The organism is Paenibacillus rhizoryzae (assembly GCF_059686995.1).
Window position 1 is genome coordinate 491,001 of the sequence record NZ_JCAALT010000003.1, and the last position, 21,720, is coordinate 512,720.

Consider the following 21,720-nt stretch of genomic DNA (forward strand, 5'->3'; position numbering starts at 1 on the left):
ATGGCAGTACGTATTCGTTTGAAACGTATCGGTGCGCACAAAGCGCCTTTCTACCGTGTGGTTGTATCGGACTCCCGTTCCCCACGTGACGGTCGCTTCATTGAAGAAATCGGCACTTATAACCCGGTTGCACAACCGGCACAAGTGAACATTGATGAAGAGAAAGCTCTTAAATGGCTTCAAGACGGAGCACAAGCTTCTGACACAGTTCGCAACTTGCTTTCCAAAGCAGGCGTAATGACTAAGCTTCATGAGCTGAAGCTTCAAAAATAACTACTCGATGCGGGGGGCCTATTGTGATGAAAGATTTGATTCTTGTCATAGCGAAGGCTTTAGTGGATTACCCGGAGGACGTGCGTGTCGACGTGAAAGAAGACGATCGCGGCACCGTCTATCTGTTATCCGTGAATCCTGACGATGTTGGGAAGGTCATAGGCAAACAGGGACGGATTGCTAAAGCGTTGCGGACGGTTGTCACATCGGCAGCCGTCAAAACGCAAAAGCGTGTCATGGTCGATATTATTTCGTAGCGATCGTACATCGAAGCAGGGTTAGGATACGAAGGTATCCTAGCCCTTTTTCGATGGTAAATTACGAAAAAGATAGGAGAACACAATGGATCAATGGCTATCTGTAGGTAAACTGGTGAATACACACGGTATTCGCGGCGAAGTAAAGATCTTCTCGCAAACGGATTTTCCCGAGGAGCGTTTCGCTCCGCGTAAGAAGCTTACATTAATTAACCCTGAGAACAAGCAGCAGCTTGAGCTTGAAGTGCAATCCGCAAGATTTCATAAAAATATGTATATCGTAAAGTTCAAGGGCTTCGAGGATATTAATCAAGTCGAGAAGTACAAAGGCTGGGAGCTTAAAGTGTCCAAGGATGATCTTGTCGAGCTTGAAGACGGCGAGTATTACCAGCATCAAATTATCGGCTGCACCGTAGTTACGGACGAAGGCGCGATTCTTGGTACCATTACCGAAATCCTCGTTCCGGGTGCAAACGATGTTTGGGTCATTCAACAGCCAAAGGGCAAACAAATCTTAATTCCTGTCATCGATGAAGTTGTGCTTCATGTCAATGTAAAAGACAAGGTCGTTAAGGTTCACCTGATGGAAGGGCTGATCTAACGGTATGCGCATTGACGTATTGACGCTATTTCCTGAAATGTTCCACGGTGTATTCGGAGCAAGCATTCTTGGAAAAGCGAAGGATAAAGGAATTGTCAGCCTGAACGCGGTTAACTTTCGTGATTATGCAAATAATAAGCATAATACGGTTGATGACTATCCTTATGGCGGTGGCGGCGGAATGGTCCTTAAGCCGGAGCCGTTGTTCGCCGCCGTAGAGGACTTGATGCCGGAAGGCGCCGAGCGTCCTCGCGTAATACTGCTTTGCCCGCAGGGGGAGCCATATACGCAGAAGAAAGCCGAAGAGCTGTCTGCTCACAAGCATCTCGTGTTTGTGTGCGGTCATTATGAGGGGTACGATGAGCGAATCCGTCAGCATTTGGTGACAGATGAAATCTCATTAGGAGATTATGTGCTGACCGGCGGTGAGCTTCCCGCAATGGTTATGATTGATAGTATTGTTCGGCTTCTGCCCGGCGTTCTCGGCAATGAGAACTCAGCTGTGACGGATTCCTTCAGCACAGGGCTGCTGGAGCATCCGCACTATACACGTCCGGCGGTATTCCGTGATTGGGAAGTGCCGGAGGTGCTGATGTCCGGCCATCATGCCAATGTGGAAGTGTGGCGTCGTCAGCAGTCTATATTACGGACATTGGAACGTCGTCCTGAACTGCTTGAGACCGCCGAGCTTACGAAGAAAGAACGGCAATGGCTGAATGAACAGATCCGTTCCCGCGAACAAAACAGCAACAATTAGCTCTGATGTTATAACTCAAAAAGTTTATGATAAGTTATTGTGTACTGGGCTTGGATGTGTTATAATTTCAGATGTTGCTTTTGCAAAGTCGGACGGTCCGCTATGAAGCCATGATCCGGTTTTCTATCTGTTTCCGGTTAGCTTATAAGAACGTCTATGGTGGAAGGAGTGAAACTACAATGAATCTTTTACAAATCATTGCACAAGAAAATCTTCGTACAGACCTTCCTAACTTTCGTCCAGGCGATACGTTAAAGGTGCATGTAAAGGTTATCGAGGGATCTCGTGAGCGTGTACAGTTGTTCGAAGGCGTTGTTATTAAACGTCGCGGCGGCGGTATCAGTGCTACTTTTACAGTACGTAAAATCTCGTATGGCGTTGGTGTGGAAAGAACTTTCCCACTGAACTCGCCGAAGATTGAGAAGATCGAAGTTGCTCGTCGTGGTAAAGTTCGCCGCGCGAAACTGTACTATCTTCGCGAACTTCGCGGTAAAGCTGCGAGAATCAAAGAAATTCGTTAATTATCGACAAGAGAGGGGACTTGCGCAAACAAGTCCCTTTTCGTTTTTTTTAAATACTAGATTATTTACATATCTATAGTCCCAGCATAGAAGAGGGTGGAATTTGTGGATCAACAGAACCGCACAGAAGAGAATGGACAAGAGTCGAACGAATTGAATCAACGTGATCATGTACATGCTGCAGCAGATGGTGTTGATCCTTCAATCAACGAGTCCAGATCTAAACGATCGAACGGCAACCGCGCTCAGAAAGAGGTATTCGAGTGGGTTAAAGCACTTGCAATTGCAGCTTTACTAGTGCTTGTAATCCGTTATTTCCTGTTTGCTCCGTTCATTGTAGATGGACCGTCGATGGAACCAACCTTCTATACAGGGGAACGTCTTATCGTAAACAAAGTGATATATGACATTCGTGAGCCGCATCATGGCGAAGTAGTTGTCTTTCATGTACCGGAAGAGGGCAGAGATTTTATTAAACGGGTCATTGGCGTCCCTGGCGATAAAGTCAAATATCAAGACGATGATTTGTACATCAATGGCAAAAAGGTCGATGAGCCATATCTTAAAGAATCGATCGAGAATGCTAAAGCAAACGGCGAAATCTTCAACAATCAAGGGACAGACCGTAATTTCCCGAATGCTAATTTTACAACCGATGTTGTTCCTGAAGGGATGATCCTTGCGTTCGGTGATAACCGCCGCAACAGTAAGGATAGCCGGATGATCGGGTATGTATCGATGAAGGAGATCGTCGGCCGTGCGGATATTATTTTCTGGCCGATGGACAAAATTTCTTTCGTGAAACACAAATGAGGTGAAGTAGTAACATGACGATTCAATGGTTTCCCGGCCACATGACGAGAGCAAGAAGGGAAATTCAAGAGAAGCTCAAACTGATTGATATTGCGATTGAGCTGCTGGATGCCCGAGTACCGCTTTCGAGCCGGAACCCGATGATTGACGATATTTTATTGAATAAGCCGAGACTGATTTTGCTGAATAAATCGGATTTGGCGGATGCGCGTACGACCGAGAAGTGGATGGCTTATTTTGCAGACCTCGGTTATACAAGCTTGGCTATCGACTCTTCTACAGGAACGCGCGTCAATGAAATTCCGGTTAAGGTAAGGCAGCTGCTCCATGACAAAATCGAACGACAAATATCCAAAGGGATTACACCGAGAGCTGTTCGCGGGCTGATCGTTGGAATACCGAACGTTGGTAAATCAACGCTTATCAATCGTCTGGCTGGTCGCAGCATTGCGGCTACCGGCGATCGTCCGGGTGTTACGAAAGGCCAACAATGGATAAAAGTCGGCACGGAAATGGAGCTGCTCGATACGCCGGGTATTCTATGGCCGAAATTCGAGGACCAGCTCGTTGGCCAACGACTGGCTATGACCGGTGCCATACGTGAGCAAGTTCTAAACATTGAGGATGTAGCTTTCTTCACGGTGAGAGAACTGGCGAAACGCTACTGGCCGATGCTGTCGGAACGTTTTGGCTTGAAGGACCCTCCAAAGGATTACGAAGACAATGACGAAATCGTACGTTTGATGGAGGATATCGGTCGTAAGCGGGGCTGCTTGGTTAGCGGAGGCCGCGTTGACTTGGAGAAAACATCCGGCATTATTTTGCGTGAGATGCGGGCAGGTAATCTGGGCCGTCTTTCGCTTGAATCTCCGGATGATTTTATGTAATGCGCGGATTGTTATGCGAATGAAGCCGAGGCTTCGATTGCAGTAATCCGCTGCTAAGAACGGCTGCCTTGATCATGAGGGAGCCGTTTGTTTTGTATATATGGGGATTGTTGAGCAGGTTTTGGGGATTTTGTGGTACGGGGAGCGGGGATTGTTATGTTAGAGTTTGAGAAACCGTTATGGGAGCAAGGGTATCGGAGCGTTGCCGGCATCGATGAGGTAGGACGCGGCTGTTTGTTTGGGGATGTGGTCGCAGCTGCTGTTATTTTGCCGGAGGGATTGATACTTGATGGCGTTGACGATTCCAAGAAGCTGTCGGAGAAGAAACGTGAGGAACTGTACGAGCTCATCATTGATCAGGCGGAAGCTTGGGCAGTATCTTGCGTGAATGCCGAAGTAGTGGATGCCATTAATATTAAGCAAGCTGCTCGACTTGCGATGAAGCAAGCGGTCGAATTGCTTGCCGTTCCGGCTGAATATTTGCTGGTGGATGCGGAGAAAGTGGATCTTGATCTCCCCCAAGAGTCTATTATTAAAGGGGATGCTAGAAGTCAGTCTATCGCAGCTGCTTCCATTATTGCGAAAGTAACTCGCGACCGGCTATGTAAAGGGGAATGGGATCAGCTGTATCCGGAGTATGGGATTGCACTACATAAGGGCTACGCGACAAAGCTGCATCGGGAGAAGCTGCTGGAGCTAGGAGCTACTCCAATGCACCGTCAGAGCTTCTTAGGGAAGCTGTTTATGGAGCAGCAGGTGTTGTTTTAGGATGATTGATGAGAGGGAATAGCGAGATACCGGAAGCAAAGTGCATGAAGTGAGAGAAGAATAGCTGCGCTTGGACCGTTCGTTCCTATATAATTGGGGATGTTCGGTTTTTTTATTTTTGGATGCGTTAATCTGCGTCTCCACTGAGCCGATAATAATGGTATAGGATCACAATCGGTTTTGATGGTAGGGTGTATAGGAAGTTTGTTGGGAAGGAAGCGGTCGCGATATGACATTATCGATCGGACAATTGATGAAGGGACTGCTTGGCGATGTGCAGCCCGGCGATAGCAAGGCTATGGAACTTAAGGTCGGGCAAATTGTGCGTGGCGTTCTGGTTAAGATGTTAAACGATCAGGAAGCGGTCATTCAAATAAATGGGACTCAGGTGCAAGCGAAATTGGAAACGCCGCTGCAGCCGGGGCAATCCACCTTACTTCAAGTGCAGCCGCAGTCAGTCGATGGCACGCTTGTCCTGAAGCTGGTGGATCAGCAAACGGCAACGTTGAATGAAGCGAGCTTGAAAGATTGGCTGAAGGCGTCAGGTTTGCCTGAACAGAAATGGACGCAAGAGCTTGTGCGCGATTTGCGTCGTGAGGGCGGTACTCTGACTCGCGAGACAGCGAGTCAATTTAAGCAGGCGCTGGCTGTTATGCCGCAAGGCGGCGACGCGCAGGTTTGGGCAAAGGCAGCCGCGCTCGCGAATAAGCGCGGCCTGCCGATGACAAGCGCGACGATCGGAGCGCTTGCACAGACGATCTCCGGCACTCCGGCGCATACGCTGCTGGAGTCGCTGGAGCGGGGGCTTGCCGCTTGGAGCGGCGCCTCGTCCGCCGATGATGGTGCGGCGGGCGAAGCCGCGCAGCCGCAGCAGTCGGCGGCGCAAGCGGCTGCAGCGAAGCTGCAAACGCTGCTGCGCGAAGGCGCGGCGTTTATGCGCGCAGCGCAGGGCGAGGCCGGGGTGCAGCCGGCGGTTTCGAGCGCCGAAGGCGCGCTTGGCGCCGCAGCGCAGCCGGCGCCGGTGCCAGCGGGAGCAGCGGGTTCCGCTGCTGCTCCCGCCGCCGATGCGCGCAGCGCAGCGGGCGAAGGCGCGGCGGCTGGCACAGCCGCGCCGAGCACCGGAGGCGCAGCTGCGGCGAGCGCGCAGCCCGCGGCTCCGCCAACAGCAGCCCCGCCTATCATTACAGGCGGCGGGGCTGCAAAGCCGGCTTCGCCGGAAACAACCACGCACAATCATGCCGCAGACGCTGGCACGACAGCCCCATCGCCGCAGCCGGCAGGATCATCACCGAACTGGGTGGGCCAGATGATGAAATGGCTGGGCGTAGATCATGAGCGTCTGCTTGCTGCTGCAGTGACGGAAGATCAGCAGCAAGCGACGAAACAGCCCGAGCTGCAGAAACAACCAACTGACCCTGCGGTTCAGAACGGACAAGAAAATAAATCAACGCTGTCGACTCATCAGTCCCCGAAGGAAAGCTTGGAACGGAGTGTCGCAACCTTAATCAATGATCGAGCTCAGCTGCAGCAAGGAAACAATCAGCTTCCGAACGTGGTACCTTCTTCGGATTCGCTTGATTCCATGAAGAACGCTGCCGATGATTCACTGAAGAGCGCGTTAATGACACTTGCTTCCTCGGATGATGTGCCACCTACGCTTCGGGATACGGCGCAGCAGCTCGTTTCGCATATTACAGGGCAGCAATTGCTATTATCCCCTGAGAAATCAGGCGCATTGTTATCCCATGTAACGATGTTTATTCCGATGCACAGTCAGGATGGGGGACAGACGGCTTCGGTACATATTCAAACAAGACGTGGCCGTAAAGGTGAACTCGATGCAGATAATTGCAGGCTTTTGTTTGATCTGCGCATGAAGTCGTTAGGTGATACTGTCGTAGATGTACAGGTCGTTGATAAAATCGTCAGTCTTAACTTGTGGAATGACCATCCGATGGCTGGTTCACTAATAGAGACTTCCCGAGCTGAGTTGTCGGAGGCGCTGCAGCGTGCCGGATATCAGTTACTCACATTGAAAGCGACTCCGATGCCGGAACGAATGGCAGAGCGAATGAATGCATCCGATGCAACGGCAGTGGGAATAGGAGCGACTGAGTGGTCGACTAAACCTTACAAGGGAGTAGACTATCGCGTATGAACCGGAGAGATAAGAAGGAACAAACCCAAGATGGTCTCATGCAGAATAAAAAAGCAGTTGCGCTAAAATATGAGCCGGGAGAACGAAATGCTCCGGTCGTGGTAGCAAAAGGCCGCGGTAAGATGGCAGAAGCTATACTCGATAAAGCCGCTGAAAGCGGGGTTCCGATTCAGCAGGATTCCTCGCTTGTCGAAGTGCTTTCGAAGCTTGATTTGGATCAAGAGGTGCCGCCTGAGCTGTATACACTGGTGGCAGAGATATTGTCGTTTGTTTATCGGTCGGATCGCAAGGCGGGAGGAAGTAAAGATTGAAACCGAATAGCCGCACTACCAAAACCGACACCAGACAAGCGATTGGCAAGTTCGGAGAAGAGGAAGCCGTTCGCTACTTAAGAGAACACGGTTATATGATCGTTCATCGGAACTGGCGATGTCGTATGGGAGAACTGGACATTGTAGCAAAAACGGATTCCAACATCATCATAGTTGAGGTACGGACGCGCAGATCAGGCGGTAGATTCGGTTCAGCCGCTGAATCGGTCGATATTCGTAAACAGCTGCAAGTCAGGTCTATCGCTGAGGTTTATCTGTCCATGAATAAGCTGCATCATATTCCGGTACGCTTTGATGTTATTGCAATCACAGCTGTAGCTGTTCATGGAGAATCACTCGAACCCTATCGTGTCACCGAACTCAAACATATTGAATCCGCGTTCTAGTTCATGGGTTACATAGTACAAAACTAGAGAAAGAGATGGCCCAATGGCCATCTCTTTCTCTAGTTTTGACTAAATGACATGAAGCTTTCGATCCAAACAACGATAACCGATCGCTTCAGCGATATGCTGACTGTCTACTAGGTCGCTCGATTCTAAATCAGCGATCGTACGAGACAGCTTTAGTATCCGATCATGTGCACGTAAGCTGACGCCCAGCGTATCGAACGCTACGCGAAGCAGTTGTTCGGCTTCTCGCGATAATAGAACTGCTTTACGAAGAGAAGCACCGGCCAGATCAGTTATCGAACGACGGGAGAGGCTGGCAGATGTTCGAGCTTGCTGGCGCTCCGTTGCCGCTAGTACAATTGCTTTCATTTCACCAGATGACATGCCGATTGTCAGACCTTCTGTCGTCGGTGGCCGAGGTACTTCTATGTGCATATCTATACGGTCCAGTAGCGGACCGGAAATCTTCGCTCGGTAACGTGCGAGTGCTAACTCGCTGCAAACACAGCGATGCTCATCAGAGTCATGTCCATAGTAGCCGCACGGGCAAGGGTTCATGGAAGCGGCTAGTAGAAAAGAGGCCGGAAATCGAAATACAGCACGCGATCTGGCGATGGTAACTTCCTTGTCCTCCAAAGGCTGTCTCAACACCTCCAGTGCAGCTCTCGAAAACTCTGGCAGTTCATCCAGAAACAGCAGTCCCCGGTGAGCTAGTGTAACTTCACCGGGTCTGGGGATGGACCCGCCGCCAATTAACCCAGCGGCGGAGATCGTATGATGCGGACTGCGAAATGGGCGCTCCCTCATTAACGAAGGAACACCGCCCGGCAGTTTACCGGCAGCACTATAAATCTTCGTTACCTGGAGTGCTTCTTCTTCGTCTAGCGGAGGCATAATGCCCGGAAGCCTTCTTGCGAGCATAGTCTTGCCTGTCCCAGGAGGGCCAGAAAGAAGAACATTGTGTTTGCCGATTGCAGATATAAGCAAAGCACGCTTCGCATGCTGCTGTCCCAGCACATCCCCGTAATCTCCATATGGTACTCCATAATTCCTGGTAGCGGATACAATGTTCTGTTCTGCATGAACATCATATCGAAGCTGTTCCCATGTACGATCATCGGCATTCGCATCACCTAGCTCGCGCAAATGAGAAACGGCAAACAACTGCATGCCTTCGATACATGCCGCTTCTGCGGCGTTGGCCTTCGGCAGCAGCACCTGGGTAATGCCGCTCAAGCGAGCTTGCTCGACCATAGCCAGCACTCCCGGAATGGCTCGGAGTTCACCATTTAGCGCCAGTTCTCCCAGTACCAACACGTTTTCAAACATCTTGCTCTTCAGCTGTCCGCTTGAGGTCAGAACGCCTGCAGCAATGGCCAAATCAAAAGCAGTGCCTTCTTTGCGAAGATCTGCCGGTGCAAGATTAACGGTAATCCGTTCCATCGGAAATGTGAATCCACAGTTCTTGACTGCTGCTCGGACGCGTTCAATCGATTCCCTTACGGCCGGGTCTGGAAGTCCGACCACATTGACTTGGGGAAGACCATTCGAAATATCGACTTCGACGGCAATCGATTTACCTTCCACACCATAAACGCTGCCGCTGCAAATTTGCGTATACAAAACAAAAACACCTCCACCGAATAAGTCGGATGAAGGTGCTTCCTCACAGGTCCGTATGTGATCTATTTGAATCATAACTTAGCTGCAAAACAGCTGTCAACGCGTTCCCGTTAACCTGCGATAAACCGATCGATTTCATCAAGATGATGCCGATCATGAGAGACGAAGTCATCCAAATAATGATGGATCGTAAAAGGGTTCCCGTCCGCATCCGTGTAGTTCATTTCTCGTCTCTCTTCAGATAGGGAATTCAGTAGCTTCCATAGTTCTTCTCGAATGGACATGCATTCTTCGAGCAGCTGCTCTTTACTGATTGACTCCGCATAGGCGGCTGCATGGCGATTGAAAGCATCGAAATCTGAATGTCTCAATGTCAGCGGTTTGCCTTCGGCAATAGGCAGAATCGCTTCTTGCAGGAAATGACGATCCCAAAGCATAATATGACCGATTACGGAGCGGGTGGACCATTTGTCAGGTTTAAGCGGAGCATTCCACATTTCATCAGATAAAGTGCGAAGAGAGCCCGCGAATGGAATCAAGGATTGGAATGTCGATAATAGTCCGGAATAGGTGTTCATCCAGTAACCTCCTAATAAATGCTTAATCATAGGATACTAGAACATATGTTTGGTGTCAATAATTTGTTAAACTTAGGCAATACTAGTCAAGTAATCCTTATTTTAGCCTTTGCATCTCCAAGATGAGTACATTTCATGAATTCCATATCGATATGAGATGAAACTAATATCAAAAAAGATGGCTTTTTAGGCTAAAAAAATAGGAAACACATGACGAAACGTGTTACAATACTTATGGTTTTGTGTACATACGTAGGATTTGACTGCGGATAGGAGGATTTTCGTCAATGAATATCCATGAGTATCAGGGTAAACAACTGCTTAAGCAGTATGGGGTTGCCGTACCGGAAGGTAAAGTGGCGTTCTCTGTCGATGAAGCGGTGGCAGCAGCAGAAGCGCTGGGCACACCGGTTGTCGTTGTAAAAGCGCAAATTCATGCAGGCGGCCGCGGTAAAGCGGGCGGCGTTAAAGTTGCCAAAAATTTGGATGAGGTTCGCACTTATGCCAGCCAAATTCTGGGCAAAGTTCTCGTAACCCACCAAACGGGTCCTGAAGGTAAAGAAGTTAAGCGCCTGCTTATCGAGCAAGGCTGCGACATCAAGAAAGAGTACTACATCGGTCTAGTTGTTGACCGCGTAACCGGACGGATCGTCATGATGGCATCCGAAGAGGGCGGCACGGAGATCGAAGAAGTAGCTGAGCACTCGCCGGAGAAGATTTTCAAAGAAGTTATCGACCCTGCGGTCGGCCTTCAAGTTTTCCAAGCGCGTAAGCTGGCTTACTCCATCAATATTCCGAACGAATTGGTCGGCAAAGCAGCTAAATTCATGCTGTCTCTGTATGCGGCTTTCGTAGAGAAGGACTGCTCCATTGCAGAAATCAATCCGCTCGTCGTAACAGGCGACGGCAACGTTATGGCGCTTGACGCCAAGCTGAACTTCGATTCCAATGCCTTGTACCGTCATAAAGACATCTTAGATCTTCGTGATTTGGATGAAGAGGATGAGAAGGAAATTCAAGCGTCCAAGTTTGATCTGAGCTACATCGCACTCGATGGCAACATCGGTTGTATGGTTAACGGCGCAGGTCTTGCAATGGCGACAATGGATATTATCAAGTACTACGGCGGCGACCCTGCTAACTTCCTGGACGTAGGGGGCGGTGCGACCAAAGAGAAAGTTACGGAAGCGTTCAAAATCATCCTCTCCGATGAGAAGGTGAAGGGCATTTTCGTTAACATTTTCGGCGGTATCATGAAATGCGATATTATCGCAGACGGTGTTATTTCAGCGGCTAAAGAGCTCGGTCTTGACCGTCCGCTTGTTGTTCGCTTGGAAGGCACCAACGTTGAACTGGGCAAGAAAATGTTGAACGAATCCGGACTAAACATCGTGGCTGCAGACTCTATGGCCGACGGTGCACAAAAAATCGTCGCGCTTGTAAAGTAAGACTTAATTGTCGCACTTTACGCGGCATACGAATTCATTTAGGGGATGTGAGTTTCGATGAGCATTTTGGTAGGCAAAAACACAAAAGTCATTACCCAGGGTATTACTGGTGCCACAGGGTTGTTTCATGCGAAGGGCGCCCTGGAATACGGTACCCAAATGGTTGGCGGAGTTACGCCCGGTAAAGGCGGAAGCAATGTTGACATTACACTAGATAACGGAACAGTAGTTTCGCTTCCTGTATTCAATACGGTAGCAGACGCTGTTGCCAAAACAGGCGCTACAGCGTCCGTTATTTATGTTCCGCCTGCATTCGCGGCAGATTCCATTTTGGAAGCTGTTGATGCGGAGCTAGACCTGGTTATCTGTATTACAGAAGGTATTCCGGTTATCGACATGATTAAAGTAACACGGTACATGGAAGGCCGTAAAACGCGCCTGATCGGACCGAACTGCCCAGGCGTTATTACGCCGGGTGAATGCAAGATCGGCATCATGCCGGGCTACATTCATACAAAAGGCCATGTAGGCGTTGTTTCCCGCAGCGGAACGCTCACTTACGAGGCTGTTCATCAGCTGACTACCCGCGGAATCGGCCAATCCTCCGCGGTAGGTATCGGCGGCGACCCTGTTAAAGGCTCGGAATTCATTGATATCTTGAACATGTTCAATGAAGATCCGGATACTTACGCTGTCATCATGATCGGTGAAATCGGCGGCTCTGCCGAAGAAGAAGCGGCGGAGTGGGTTAAAGCGAACATGAAGAAACCGGTTGTTGGCTTCATCGGCGGCGCAACTGCACCTCCGGGCAAACGGATGGGACATGCTGGTGCGATTATTTCCGGCGGTAAAGGAACAGCAGCTGAGAAAATCGCAACGCTTGAGAAATGCGGCATTCGCGTAGCACCAACGCCTTCCGAAATGGGTTCTACCCTTGTAAGTGTTCTGGAAGAGCGCGGCATGCTTGAGAAATGCAAAACGCACTAAGAGCCACTTAACACAATAACTTCAATTAAAGGTAAGCAACCTTTCGATTTGCCCGCTATGGGCTTTCGGAGGGTTGCTTTTTTTCATTTATCAGACCGGTTGGCTTGCATTCTCCTTGCAGCAGGGTCACAATAAGGAAGAATGCGGGCCGTCATTCGAAAGGACGGTGCATTATTAATGAAGGAATATATTCAAGAGCGCGAAATCCTGCTTACGTTACATGAAACACCAGGCATAGGCTGGCAGTCAGTACGCAAGGCTGCGGAGTATGGAGAATGGCGGCTATACGAGCGATTTTCGCCCGAAGCTTGGGTGTCATCAGTCGGGTTAAAGCCGGATCAGGCAAAAGCGATTTCGAATGCGTTTGCAACGGTTAAGCCGGAAGAACGTAAGGAAAGGATGTCGAGGCTCGGCATTCAAGTGATTACGTGGTTCGATGAAAACTATCCCAAACTACTGCGTGAGATACCTCAGCCTCCTTGGGTCCTATACGCAATTGGTCGAATGGAGCTCTTGAATCAGCATGCAATTGCCATTGTAGGAACAAGAGGACCGACAGCTTATGGCCGCAAAACAGCTTTTGACCTAGCTAGGAAGCTCTCTGAGCGAGGATTAACCGTCGTTAGCGGAATGGCGAGGGGAATAGATGCATTAGCCCATGAAGGTGCGCTGGAGGCCTTTGGAAGCACGGTTGCAGTTTTAGGCACCCCCGTGGATCGAATTTATCCTTTAGATAACCGCGGGCTCTACGATCAAATTGTGAGAAATGGCGTCGTTATTTCGGAAGTTTCTCCGGGTACGCCCTTTCATCCTGGATTGTTTCCGCTGCGAAATCGCATTATAGCCGGACTTTCATTAGGGACCGTAGTAGTAGAAGCGGCTGAGCGGAGCGGGTCATTGATTACAGCCGACCAGGCGCTCGACATGTCGCGGGACGTATTTGCCGTTCCGGGTCCGATCTCTTCGCCGAAGAGTGCAGGAACAAACGGGCTGATTCGTCAAGGGGCTAAACTTATCTCATCTGTCCAGGATATTTTGGAGGACTATGAAGGATTGCTCCCGCAACTTGAAATATCGAAGGCGCAAGTAGGTTTAAAGTCTGAACTGCAAGACGTGAATTTGGATGAGAATGAAGCCGTTTTACTTCAATTCTTACAGGATGGTCCTCTATCTATTGACCGTCTGCATGAGCTTTCATCCTTTCCTTTTGGACTTTTGCATTCAGTTCTGATAAATTTATCTATAAAACGGAAGATTGAACAGCATCCAGGTTCCATATATAGTGTAATGTAGCATGCATTGGAGAGGAGGGCGCATCTATGGCAGATTCACTTGTCATCGTCGAGTCACCGGCAAAGGCGAAAACAATCGGCAAATATCTAGGAAGCAAATTCATCGTTAAAGCATCGATGGGTCATATCCGGGATTTGCCGAAGAGCCAAATCGGTGTAGAAGTCGAGAATGATTTTAACCCCAAATATATAACCATTCGTGGAAAAGGGAGCGTCCTGAAGGAATTAAAAGACGCCTCCAAAAAAGTGAAAAAAGTCTATCTCGCAGCTGACCCGGATCGCGAGGGTGAAGCGATTGCGTGGCATTTGGCACACTATCTCGAGATAGATGAGAGCGACTCCTGCCGAGTCGTATTTAATGAGATTACGAAACAGGCAGTGAAAGACGCCTTCAAAACACCAAGACCGATTAATATGGATCTGGTAAATGCCCAACAGGCGCGCCGGATACTAGATCGTCTGGTCGGATATAAGATCAGCCCGCTGCTGTGGAAGAAAGTGAAGAAGGGGCTGTCTGCGGGACGGGTGCAGTCCGTTGCCGTAAAGCTGATTATCGATCGGGAGAATGAGATTGATGCCTTTGTTCCCGAAGAATATTGGTCGATTACAGCTCAACTGAAACAAGGCTCCACGACTTTCGAAGCGAAGTATCATTCTCTTAATGGCGGCAAGCGCGAGCTTGGCAACGAAGCGGATGTGCAAGAAGTACTGCAAGCTATGGGCTCTTCCGCGTTCACGGTCAGTGAAGTGAAAGAGAAGGAGCGCCAGCGGAATCCGGCAGCTCCGTTTATTACAAGCTCGCTTCAACAGGAAGCTGCGCGTAAGCTTGGTTTCCGTGCTTCCAAGACGATGTCAGTTGCCCAGCAGCTTTATGAAGGGGTTGACCTCGGTAAAGAAGGGACAGTCGGTCTCATCACTTATATGAGAACGGATTCTACTCGCATTTCGACGATCGCCCAAGAGGAAGCGAAAGCTTATATAGAAGAGAAATATGGAGCTGCATTCGCGCCAGAGCAGCCTCGCGTTTATGTGAAGAAGAACAGCAATGCTCAGGATGCGCATGAGGCGGTTCGTCCAACGTCCGTACTCCGCGATCCGGACTCGATGAAAGAGTTCTTGAGCCGTGATCAATTCCGGTTGTATAAGCTTGTTTGGGAACGTTTTGTAGCAAGTCAGATGTCTTCTGCTGTATTGGATACGATGACTGTCGACTTTAACGTCGGTAATGGCGCCGTGTTCCGGGCGGTAGGATCCAAAGTGAAATTCCATGGTTTTATGAAAATCTATGTCGAAGGCAACGATGATGGCACGACGGATGAAGAGAAGTTTCTTCCGCCACTGTCAGCAGGCAATGTCGTCGGTACGGAATCCGTAGAACAGAAGCAGCATTTCACGCAGCCGCCTCCGCGTTATTCGGAAGCACGTCTTGTGCGGATGATGGAGGAAGTGGGCATCGGACGCCCAAGTACGTATGCGCCAACGCTTGAAACGATCCAGAAGCGCGGCTATGTGGCCATCGAAGAGAAGAAATTCATTCCGACGGAACTGGGCGAGCTGGTCATTCAGATGATGGAAGAGTTCTTCCCGGAAATTCTGGATGCAGAGTTTACGGCGCACATGGAAGATGACCTTGACCATGTGGAAGACGGGAAAGAAGACTGGGTGAAAGTACTGGCTAATTTCTACACCTCGTTCGAGAAGCGACTTGAGGTTGCTGAAGAAGAGATGAAGGAAGTTGAGCTGCAAGATGAAATATCTGATGAGCTTTGCGAGAAATGCGGCCGTCATTTGGTTTACAAAATGGGCCGATTCGGCAAGTTCCTGGCTTGCTCCGGATTCCCGGATTGCCGCAATACGAAGCCGATCGTCAAAGATATCGGTGTTGCTTGTCCCAAATGTGCGGAAGGAAAAATTATTGAACGCCGCAGTAAGAAGGGACGTTACTTTTACGGCTGCGATCAGTACCCTGGCTGCGATTACGTGTCATGGGATAAACCGACTACAAAGCCATGTCCGCAATGCAACAGCTTGATGGTAGAGAAGCGGAATCGCAGCGGCGCGAAGCTAGCTTGCACGCAGTGTGAATATAATGAAGAGGTACCTGAGGAGCAAGAACCGGCTGAGGGTTAAGATTGAAAGGATGGTAAGTTCATTGTCAGAATTACAACGTGTGACAGTCATCGGCGCAGGTCTTGCAGGCAGCGAGGCTGCTTGGCAAATTGCTTCGCAAGGAGTGCCTGTTACGCTTTACGAGATGAGACCGGCGACGAAAACGCCGGCTCACCATACGAATAACTTTGCCGAACTGGTATGCAGCAACAGCTTGCGTGCAAACGGGCTGGCAAACGCAGTTGGCGTACTTAAAGAAGAAATGCGCAGAATGAATTCTTTGATCCTGGATTGCGCGGATCGCAACGCGGTTCCTGCAGGCGGAGCGCTTGCCGTTGACCGTGACGGTTTCTCCGGCGATGTCACGAGGATTTTGAAAGAGCATCCGCTGATTGATGTGCGGACGGAAGAAATGACGGAAATTCCGACGGAGGGTATCGTTTTAATTGCGACAGGACCTCTGACGGCACCGCGTTTATCCGCTCAAATTCAAGAGCTGTTAGGTCAAGAATATTTCTATTTCTATGACGCAGCAGCTCCGATCGTGGAGAAAGATTCTATCGACATGTCGAAGGTCTATCTTGCTTCCCGTTATGATAAGGGAGAAGCGGCTTATCTCAATTGTCCAATGACAGAAGAGGAATTTGAGCGTTTCCACGAAGCTCTGACAACGGCTGAGACCGCCGAAGTAAAGGAATTTGAAAAAGAGCAATATTTCGAAGGCTGCATGCCGATTGAGGTTATGGCTAGCCGGGGCAAGCAAACGGTATTATTCGGTCCAATGAAACCAGTGGGGCTAATAAACCCCCATACAGGCAAGCTGCCTCACGCTGTTGTTCAACTGCGTCAAGATAACGCAGCGGGCACGCTGTACAACTTGGTTGGGTTCCAAACTCATCTCAAGTGGGGGGAGCAGAAACGGGTGCTTTCCTTGATTCCGGGATTGGAGAATGCGGAATTTGTTCGTTTCGGCGTTATGCACCGCAATACGTTCATCAATTCACCGAAATTGCTTCGTTCGACTTACCAAACAATCAGCCGCGACAATTTATTCTTTGCCGGTCAAATGACCGGAGTTGAAGGATATGTTGAATCTGCTGCTTCAGGTCTGATCGCGGGGTTAAATGCCGGTAGAGTAGCTCGCGGGTTAGAACCGCTAGTCTTCCCAGCAGATACTACGCTCGGCAGTATGGCGCAGTACATCACGACAGCAGACTTTAAGCATTTCCAGCCTATGAATGCGAACTTCGGCTTATTCCCGCCGCTTGAGAAGCGGATGCGCAGCAAGAAGGATAAGAACGATGCGATTGCTAATCGCGCGCTGGAACAGCTTGCTCGTTTCAAAGAAGAGCAGCTGGGCTATCCGGCCGAGCCTGTGCAAGTTGAGGCAGAAACGGTCATAGAGTAAACCATACAACCAGAACAGGCAAAAGAGCAGCGGCTTCGATCGATTCCTCGGCCGCTGCTTCCTTTTTGCATCTATAGGTTTCAGGGGAATTTTTGCAAAACTCAAGCTATTCTAACGAAGTAGTTTTGTTATCGTTATCTGAAAGATTATGTCTTCGCGAAACGTATGCCTATCCTTATGAAGCAGTTTCGCGTATGCGAGACTTTTAGGAGGTTGTTACTAATGGAAATGCAATTTCATGCGACAACGATCTGCGCAGTTCGGCACAATGGAAAAGGTGCTATTGCCGGCGACGGACAAGTCACGTTTGGTAATAGTATGGTCATGAAGCACCATGCGAAGAAAGTTCGCCGTCTGTATCGCGGGCAAGTTATTGCTGGTTTTGCCGGTTCAGTTGCTGACGCGATTGCCCTCTTCGAGAAGTTTGAAGGGAAGCTGGAGGAGCATCACGGAAACTTACAAAGGGCTGCTGTAGAGCTTGCGAAGGATTGGCGCTCTGACCGCGTGCTGCGTAAATTGGAAGCTATGATGATCGTGATGGATGCGACGGGGTTGCTGCTCATTTCGGGCGGCGGGGAGATTATTGAGCCGGATGATGGTATTCTCGCTATTGGCTCAGGCGGTAGTTTTGCGCTTGCAGCAGCCAGAGCTCTCTATCAGCATGCACCTCAGCTCGAGGCAAAGGATATGGTTAAATCAGCGCTTGAGATCGCAGCTGATATTTGCGTGTTCACAAACCGGAATATTATTGTGGAAGAAATAGGCTAATTTACGCGTTCATTACGGACTCATTTGGAGGGATCGGAAATGTCAAATGAAGCTATGACACCGAAGCAAATCGTGACGGAGCTTGATAAATATATCGTAGGTCAGAAACCGGCCAAACGGTCAGTGGCAGTAGCACTGCGAAACCGTTACCGGAGAAGTCGTCTGGAAGAAGCGATTAGAGACGAAATTGTGCCGAAGAATATTTTGATGATCGGACCTACCGGCGTTGGTAAAACTGAGATTGCGAGACGATTAGCGAAGCTGGTCAATGCACCGTTCGTTAAAGTGGAAGCAACGAAATTCACAGAAGTCGGCTATGTAGGTCGCGACGTAGAATCCATGGTCCGCGATCTCGTGGAAACCGCGATTCGGATGGTTAAGCAGGAAAGAACCGAGAAGGTGAAGGATAAAGCGGAGAAGCAGGCTAACGAGCGTATTGTTACGTTGCTTGTGCCGTCCGCGGCAAAACCTAAAAGCCAGAAGAATCCGCTGGAAATGCTCTTTGGCAGCACCCAAGGCGCGAAAGAGCCGGAGGTCGAGCCGGAAGAATCTGCTTCGGTCATCGAACGACGTAAGCAAGTAAAGGAACAACTGGCAGCCGGCAAACTTGAGAATGAGATGATTGAAATTGAGGTAGAGGATAACTCGCCGAATATGCTGGATATGCTTGCAGGGCAAGGTAACGAAGGCATGGGCATGGGCGCGAACATGCAGGAGCTGTTCGGGCAGCTGATGCCGAAGAAATCAAAGAAACGGAAGCTGCCTGTTAAGGAAGCCCGCAAGGCACTCACGCAGGAAGAAGCCAATAAACTAATCGATATGGACGACGTAATCACCGAATCGGTCAGCAGGGCAGAGCAGTCGGGCATTATTTTCATAGACGAAATCGACAAAATAGCAAGCTCCTCGCGAGGCTCAGGACCTGACGTGTCCCGGGAAGGCGTGCAGCGAGATATATTGCCGATTGTCGAAGGATCTACTGTGATGACAAAGTATGGCCCGGTGAAAACCGACTATGTGCTGTTTATTGCGGCAGGCGCTTTCCACATGGCTAAACCATCGGATTTAATTCCGGAGCTTCAAGGGCGATTCCCGATTCGGGTTGAATTGACGAACCTAACCTTGGAAGATTTTGTTAAGATTTTAACTGAACCCAAAAACGCATTGACCAAACAATATACGGCCCTCTTGGAGACAGAAGGCATTACGATTACTTTCTCTGAGGAAGCGATTCGTGAGCTTGCATCGATTGCGGCTGAAGTAAATAAAAACACAGAAAATATTGGCGCGCGCCGACTTCATACGATTCTGGAGAAGCTGCTTGAAGATTTATCCTTTGAAGCGCCTGAGCTCTCTCTGGAGGAGCTGGTTATCACACCGGAGTATGTCCGTGAGAAATTAGGCAGCATTGCGAAAAATCGCGATTTAAGTCAATATATACTGTAAAGGACCGGTAAGGAAAGTAGGGGGCATAAGTTAATGATTTTATTGGCAAAAACAAGAACGCTTAATCGTCTGCTGCAGCGTGCGGCAGGCGGAGCGCTCAATTTTCGTGAAATGGCAGAGGTGCTCTGCACAACGATTCAAGCCGACGTGTTCGTCGTAAGCCGTAAAGGTAAAGTATTGGGCTGCGCGGCAGTAGGTCCATTCCAACATGAACAGCTGCGTGGACTACCAGTCGCAGATTTGCGGTTTTCTATGGAAAGCAATGAACGATTCATGAATATGCAAGAAACGGTCAATAATGTCGCTCCGGATGAAGGCATCAGCGAAACTTTCCCTATGATGTCGGGTCAGCGTAAGATGACGGTGGTTCCGATTGTTGGCGGACGTGAGCGCATCGGTACGCTGATTTTGCTGCGCAATGCTGAACCATTCGGTGATGACGAGTTAATTTTGGCGGAATATGGAAGTACGATAGTAGGCATGGAGATTTTGCGTGAGCGTGCAGAGGAAATTGAGCAAGAGGCCAGAAGCCGAACCGTTGTTGCTGTGGCAGTCGGTTCTCTTTCATTCAGCGAGCTTGAGGCTGTTGAACATATTTTCGAAGAATTGGATGGTAAAGAAGGTCTTCTTGTCGCATCCAAAATTGCAGATCGCGTTGGAATCACACGTTCGGTGATCGTCAACGCACTTCGCAAATTGGAGAGTGCCGGCGTAATCGAAACGCGTTCACTGGGAATGAAAGGTACTTACATTCGAATACTAAATACCCAGCTTCTCCAGGAGTTAAAAAAGAACAAAAATTAAAATATTAGACAGTTCCATTACAAATTCATTCATAAACCAGTACATTAATCCCAAATTAAGGTCCTATCTTCGACAAAGATAGGGCTTTTTTCTTATTGTAATAAATTAGGAAAGTGAGGAAGATTAACATGACGGAAAACTTCGACACAACTCTCTCATATTTTTAATAATTCTTTGTCGAATGAAGGAGGAATGAGAGAGAATCTGTTGAATTAATTATATTACACAAGATGGAAAGTGGGGTTTTTCAGTGAACCTGTTGAATGGCCCGGAATTCAGTCGATTACAGGGTGCTATGAATGCTGCAGAAATGCGCCAACGCATCATCTCCAACAATATAGCGAATGTAGATACGCCGAAATTCAAGCGCTCTGAGGTTGTTTTCGAACAGATACTAGAGCAAAGCATGGGCGGTAATAAATTCCAGATTTCTGGTAAAAGAACAGATGCTCGTCACATTGCCATTGGTGCTTCATCCGCCGTTCCCGAAGCAAGAGTGATTACGGACGAATCGAGCGTGATGAACAACGACATAAACAATGTCGACATTGATCGAGAAATGTCGCTTCTTGCAAAAAATCAATTGAACTACAATTATTACGTTCAACAGATCAATCATGAAGTGAAAATGATGAGATTGGGCATCGAAGGGAGAGCTTGAGTATGAGGTTAACTAACGGATTTGATGCCAGTGCATCAGCATTAACTGCTCAGCGGCTCCGAATGGATGTCATTTCCTCGAATATTGCGAATGCGGAAACAACGAGAGCGAATTTTGTGAATGGCCGTTACGAACCTTACAAACGTAAACTGGTCGTGCTGGAACCGACTTCCCAATCGTTCGCGGATGTTCTAAACGGACAATTAAACGGTAAGAATTCATCCCCCGGTGTTAAGGCTTCTCGGATTATTGAAGATCAGACGCCATCAAAGCTGGTATACAATCCAAGCCATCCGGATGCGGATGAGAATGGATATGTGAAAATGCCAAACGTTGATGTGCTGAAAGAGATGGTGGATATGATCTCTGCCTCACGGTCATATGAAGCCAATGTAACCGCATTGAATGCCACAAAAGGTATGTTTATCAAAGCGCTTGAAATCGGTAAATAAACAGAGATAAAGCGGAGGGATACCATTGATTAACCCATTGTCGTTGAATATGCTGCAATCGCAAAATGTTAAACTTTTTGACTCAGGAATAGAGAAGAATGATGCAAATGCCCCATCTTCTGCTTCTGCTTCGGACATGACGAAATCGTTTAGTGATTTCCTGAAGAATGCATTGGATGGTGTCGGTGAACAAGAGAAGAACGTACATACAATGACTGATCAATACATGCTGGGTAATGTGGATATATCGCAAGTTATGGTTGCTTCACAGCAGGCTGAACTCGGCTTGCAGCTCACCTCACAAGTCCGCAACAAAGTGATTGAAGCCTATCAAGAGATTATGCGGATGCAAATCTAATAGCAGCACAATTGGCATTAGAGGATA

At 48.8% G+C, this 21,720-nt stretch carries 24 protein-coding genes; 22 read left to right on the plus strand and 2 right to left on the minus strand.

What is annotated here, in order from left to right:
- From rpsP to AC6ESO_RS11295, 11 genes are all read left to right on the plus strand, one after another.
- Positions 1–273, plus strand: a complete 273-nt coding sequence (rpsP, locus tag AC6ESO_RS11245) for a 30S ribosomal protein S16 (RefSeq protein ID WP_090976586.1) — start codon at positions 1–3, stop codon at positions 271–273.
- A 26-nt stretch (positions 274–299) separates the two neighbouring features.
- On the plus strand, positions 300–530 hold the full coding sequence (locus tag AC6ESO_RS11250; RefSeq protein WP_091218819.1) for a KH domain-containing protein: 231 nt from the start codon (positions 300–302) through the stop codon (positions 528–530).
- Between the two features lie 85 nt (positions 531–615).
- A complete protein-coding gene (rimM, locus tag AC6ESO_RS11255; protein WP_497091394.1) occupies positions 616–1,131 on the plus strand; it encodes a ribosome maturation factor RimM in 516 nt (171 codons plus the stop codon).
- 4 nt (positions 1,132–1,135) lie between these two features.
- Positions 1,136–1,888, plus strand: coding sequence for a tRNA (guanosine(37)-N1)-methyltransferase TrmD (gene trmD / locus AC6ESO_RS11260; RefSeq protein ID WP_494819014.1), 753 nt, complete (start codon positions 1,136–1,138; stop codon positions 1,886–1,888).
- A gap of 179 nt (positions 1,889–2,067) precedes the next feature.
- Complete coding sequence (rplS, locus tag AC6ESO_RS11265; protein WP_091218811.1) at positions 2,068–2,409, plus strand: 50S ribosomal protein L19; 342 nt, start codon at positions 2,068–2,070, stop codon at positions 2,407–2,409.
- A gap of 105 nt (positions 2,410–2,514) precedes the next feature.
- On the plus strand, positions 2,515–3,222 hold the full coding sequence (lepB, locus tag AC6ESO_RS11270; RefSeq protein ID WP_497091395.1) for a signal peptidase I: 708 nt from the start codon (positions 2,515–2,517) through the stop codon (positions 3,220–3,222).
- A gap of 14 nt (positions 3,223–3,236) precedes the next feature.
- Positions 3,237–4,109, plus strand: a complete 873-nt coding sequence (ylqF, locus tag AC6ESO_RS11275) for a ribosome biogenesis GTPase YlqF (RefSeq protein ID WP_494819016.1) — start codon at positions 3,237–3,239, stop codon at positions 4,107–4,109.
- A gap of 156 nt (positions 4,110–4,265) precedes the next feature.
- A complete protein-coding gene (rnhB, locus tag AC6ESO_RS11280; RefSeq protein ID WP_497091396.1) occupies positions 4,266–4,877 on the plus strand; it encodes a ribonuclease HII in 612 nt (203 codons plus the stop codon).
- A gap of 229 nt (positions 4,878–5,106) precedes the next feature.
- Positions 5,107–7,035 (plus strand): TP0910 N-terminal domain-containing protein, encoded by a 1,929-nt coding sequence (locus AC6ESO_RS11285; RefSeq protein ID WP_497091397.1) that lies wholly within the window; start codon positions 5,107–5,109, stop codon positions 7,033–7,035.
- A complete protein-coding gene (locus AC6ESO_RS11290) occupies positions 7,032–7,346 on the plus strand; it encodes an EscU/YscU/HrcU family type III secretion system export apparatus switch protein (protein ID WP_497091398.1) in 315 nt (104 codons plus the stop codon). The genes AC6ESO_RS11285 and AC6ESO_RS11290 overlap by 4 nt, the downstream gene beginning before the upstream one ends.
- The gene (locus AC6ESO_RS11295) at positions 7,343–7,753 is read left to right on the plus strand and encodes a YraN family protein (RefSeq protein ID WP_497091399.1); all 411 of its coding nucleotides are present in this window, start codon (positions 7,343–7,345) and stop codon (positions 7,751–7,753) included. The genes AC6ESO_RS11290 and AC6ESO_RS11295 overlap by 4 nt, the downstream gene beginning before the upstream one ends.
- A 69-nt stretch (positions 7,754–7,822) precedes the next feature.
- On the opposite strand, the gene AC6ESO_RS11300 is transcribed toward AC6ESO_RS11295, so the two are convergent.
- Entirely contained in the window at positions 7,823–9,382 is a 1,560-nt protein-coding gene (locus AC6ESO_RS11300) for a YifB family Mg chelatase-like AAA ATPase (protein ID WP_497091400.1), read from the minus strand.
- A 110-nt stretch (positions 9,383–9,492) separates the two neighbouring features.
- A complete protein-coding gene (locus AC6ESO_RS11305; protein ID WP_497091401.1) occupies positions 9,493–9,960 on the minus strand; it encodes a DinB family protein in 468 nt (155 codons plus the stop codon).
- A gap of 287 nt (positions 9,961–10,247) precedes the next feature.
- Here AC6ESO_RS11305 and sucC point away from each other — a divergent pair, with 287 nt between their 5' ends.
- The 11 genes from sucC (at position 10,248) to fliE (ending at position 21,693) form a co-directional block, all read left to right on the plus strand.
- A complete protein-coding gene (gene sucC / locus AC6ESO_RS11310) occupies positions 10,248–11,408 on the plus strand; it encodes an ADP-forming succinate--CoA ligase subunit beta (protein WP_497091402.1) in 1,161 nt (386 codons plus the stop codon).
- A 57-nt stretch (positions 11,409–11,465) separates the two neighbouring features.
- Positions 11,466–12,395: a succinate--CoA ligase subunit alpha gene (gene sucD, locus AC6ESO_RS11315; protein ID WP_494819023.1), complete on the plus strand. Its 930-nt coding sequence runs from the start codon at positions 11,466–11,468 to the stop codon at positions 12,393–12,395.
- Between the two features lie 177 nt (positions 12,396–12,572).
- The gene (gene dprA / locus AC6ESO_RS11320) at positions 12,573–13,688 is read left to right on the plus strand and encodes a DNA-processing protein DprA (protein ID WP_497091403.1); all 1,116 of its coding nucleotides are present in this window, start codon (positions 12,573–12,575) and stop codon (positions 13,686–13,688) included.
- A 26-nt stretch (positions 13,689–13,714) separates the two neighbouring features.
- Positions 13,715–15,817, plus strand: a complete 2,103-nt coding sequence (topA, locus tag AC6ESO_RS11325) for a type I DNA topoisomerase (protein WP_494819025.1) — start codon at positions 13,715–13,717, stop codon at positions 15,815–15,817.
- A 10-nt stretch (positions 15,818–15,827) separates the two neighbouring features.
- On the plus strand, positions 15,828–17,204 hold the full coding sequence (gene trmFO / locus AC6ESO_RS11330; RefSeq protein WP_494819026.1) for an FADH(2)-oxidizing methylenetetrahydrofolate--tRNA-(uracil(54)-C(5))-methyltransferase TrmFO: 1,377 nt from the start codon (positions 15,828–15,830) through the stop codon (positions 17,202–17,204).
- A gap of 222 nt (positions 17,205–17,426) precedes the next feature.
- Positions 17,427–17,972 carry an ATP-dependent protease subunit HslV gene (gene hslV, locus AC6ESO_RS11335; RefSeq protein WP_090976555.1) on the plus strand — a complete coding sequence of 182 codons (546 nt, stop codon included), beginning with the start codon at positions 17,427–17,429 and terminating at the stop codon, positions 17,970–17,972.
- 39 nt (positions 17,973–18,011) lie between these two features.
- Positions 18,012–19,418: an ATP-dependent protease ATPase subunit HslU gene (gene hslU / locus AC6ESO_RS11340; protein WP_497091404.1), complete on the plus strand. Its 1,407-nt coding sequence runs from the start codon at positions 18,012–18,014 to the stop codon at positions 19,416–19,418.
- 33 nt (positions 19,419–19,451) lie between these two features.
- Positions 19,452–20,222: a GTP-sensing pleiotropic transcriptional regulator CodY gene (gene codY / locus AC6ESO_RS11345; RefSeq protein ID WP_497091405.1), complete on the plus strand. Its 771-nt coding sequence runs from the start codon at positions 19,452–19,454 to the stop codon at positions 20,220–20,222.
- A 250-nt stretch (positions 20,223–20,472) separates the two neighbouring features.
- Positions 20,473–20,883: a flagellar basal body rod protein FlgB gene (gene flgB / locus AC6ESO_RS11350; protein ID WP_497091406.1), complete on the plus strand. Its 411-nt coding sequence runs from the start codon at positions 20,473–20,475 to the stop codon at positions 20,881–20,883.
- A gap of 2 nt (positions 20,884–20,885) precedes the next feature.
- The gene (gene flgC, locus AC6ESO_RS11355) at positions 20,886–21,335 is read left to right on the plus strand and encodes a flagellar basal body rod protein FlgC (RefSeq protein ID WP_497091407.1); all 450 of its coding nucleotides are present in this window, start codon (positions 20,886–20,888) and stop codon (positions 21,333–21,335) included.
- A gap of 25 nt (positions 21,336–21,360) precedes the next feature.
- Positions 21,361–21,693 (plus strand): flagellar hook-basal body complex protein FliE, encoded by a 333-nt coding sequence (gene fliE / locus AC6ESO_RS11360; RefSeq protein WP_497091408.1) that lies wholly within the window; start codon positions 21,361–21,363, stop codon positions 21,691–21,693.
- Positions 21,694–21,720: the final 27 nt, after the last annotated feature.

Bases quoted from the DNA above. Each gene is read 5' to 3' on its own strand.
- topA (WP_494819025.1), top strand. From the start codon at position 13,715: ATGGCAGATTCACTTGTCATCGTCGAGTCACCGGCAAAGGCGAAAACA.
- trmFO (WP_494819026.1), top strand. From the start codon at position 15,828: ATGGTAAGTTCATTGTCAGAATTACAACGTGTGACAGTCATCGGCGCA.
- hslU (WP_497091404.1), top strand. From the start codon at position 18,012: ATGTCAAATGAAGCTATGACACCGAAGCAAATCGTGACGGAGCTTGAT.
- sucC (WP_497091402.1), top strand. From the start codon at position 10,248: ATGAATATCCATGAGTATCAGGGTAAACAACTGCTTAAGCAGTATGGG.
- trmD (WP_494819014.1), top strand. From the start codon at position 1,136: ATGCGCATTGACGTATTGACGCTATTTCCTGAAATGTTCCACGGTGTA.
- rnhB (WP_497091396.1), top strand. From the start codon at position 4,266: ATGTTAGAGTTTGAGAAACCGTTATGGGAGCAAGGGTATCGGAGCGTT.
- AC6ESO_RS11250 (WP_091218819.1), top strand. From the start codon at position 300: ATGAAAGATTTGATTCTTGTCATAGCGAAGGCTTTAGTGGATTACCCG.
- rplS (WP_091218811.1), top strand. From the start codon at position 2,068: ATGAATCTTTTACAAATCATTGCACAAGAAAATCTTCGTACAGACCTT.
- rimM (WP_497091394.1), top strand. From the start codon at position 616: ATGGATCAATGGCTATCTGTAGGTAAACTGGTGAATACACACGGTATT.
- AC6ESO_RS11290 (WP_497091398.1), top strand. From the start codon at position 7,032: ATGAACCGGAGAGATAAGAAGGAACAAACCCAAGATGGTCTCATGCAG.
- rpsP (WP_090976586.1), top strand. From the start codon at position 1: ATGGCAGTACGTATTCGTTTGAAACGTATCGGTGCGCACAAAGCGCCT.
- sucD (WP_494819023.1), top strand. From the start codon at position 11,466: ATGAGCATTTTGGTAGGCAAAAACACAAAAGTCATTACCCAGGGTATT.
- flgC (WP_497091407.1), top strand. From the start codon at position 20,886: ATGAGGTTAACTAACGGATTTGATGCCAGTGCATCAGCATTAACTGCT.
- ylqF (WP_494819016.1), top strand. From the start codon at position 3,237: ATGACGATTCAATGGTTTCCCGGCCACATGACGAGAGCAAGAAGGGAA.
- dprA (WP_497091403.1), top strand. From the start codon at position 12,573: ATGAAGGAATATATTCAAGAGCGCGAAATCCTGCTTACGTTACATGAA.
- AC6ESO_RS11285 (WP_497091397.1), top strand. From the start codon at position 5,107: ATGACATTATCGATCGGACAATTGATGAAGGGACTGCTTGGCGATGTG.
- AC6ESO_RS11305 (WP_497091401.1), bottom strand. From the start codon at position 9,960: ATGAACACCTATTCCGGACTATTATCGACATTCCAATCCTTGATTCCA.
- codY (WP_497091405.1), top strand. From the start codon at position 19,452: ATGATTTTATTGGCAAAAACAAGAACGCTTAATCGTCTGCTGCAGCGT.
- hslV (WP_090976555.1), top strand. From the start codon at position 17,427: ATGGAAATGCAATTTCATGCGACAACGATCTGCGCAGTTCGGCACAAT.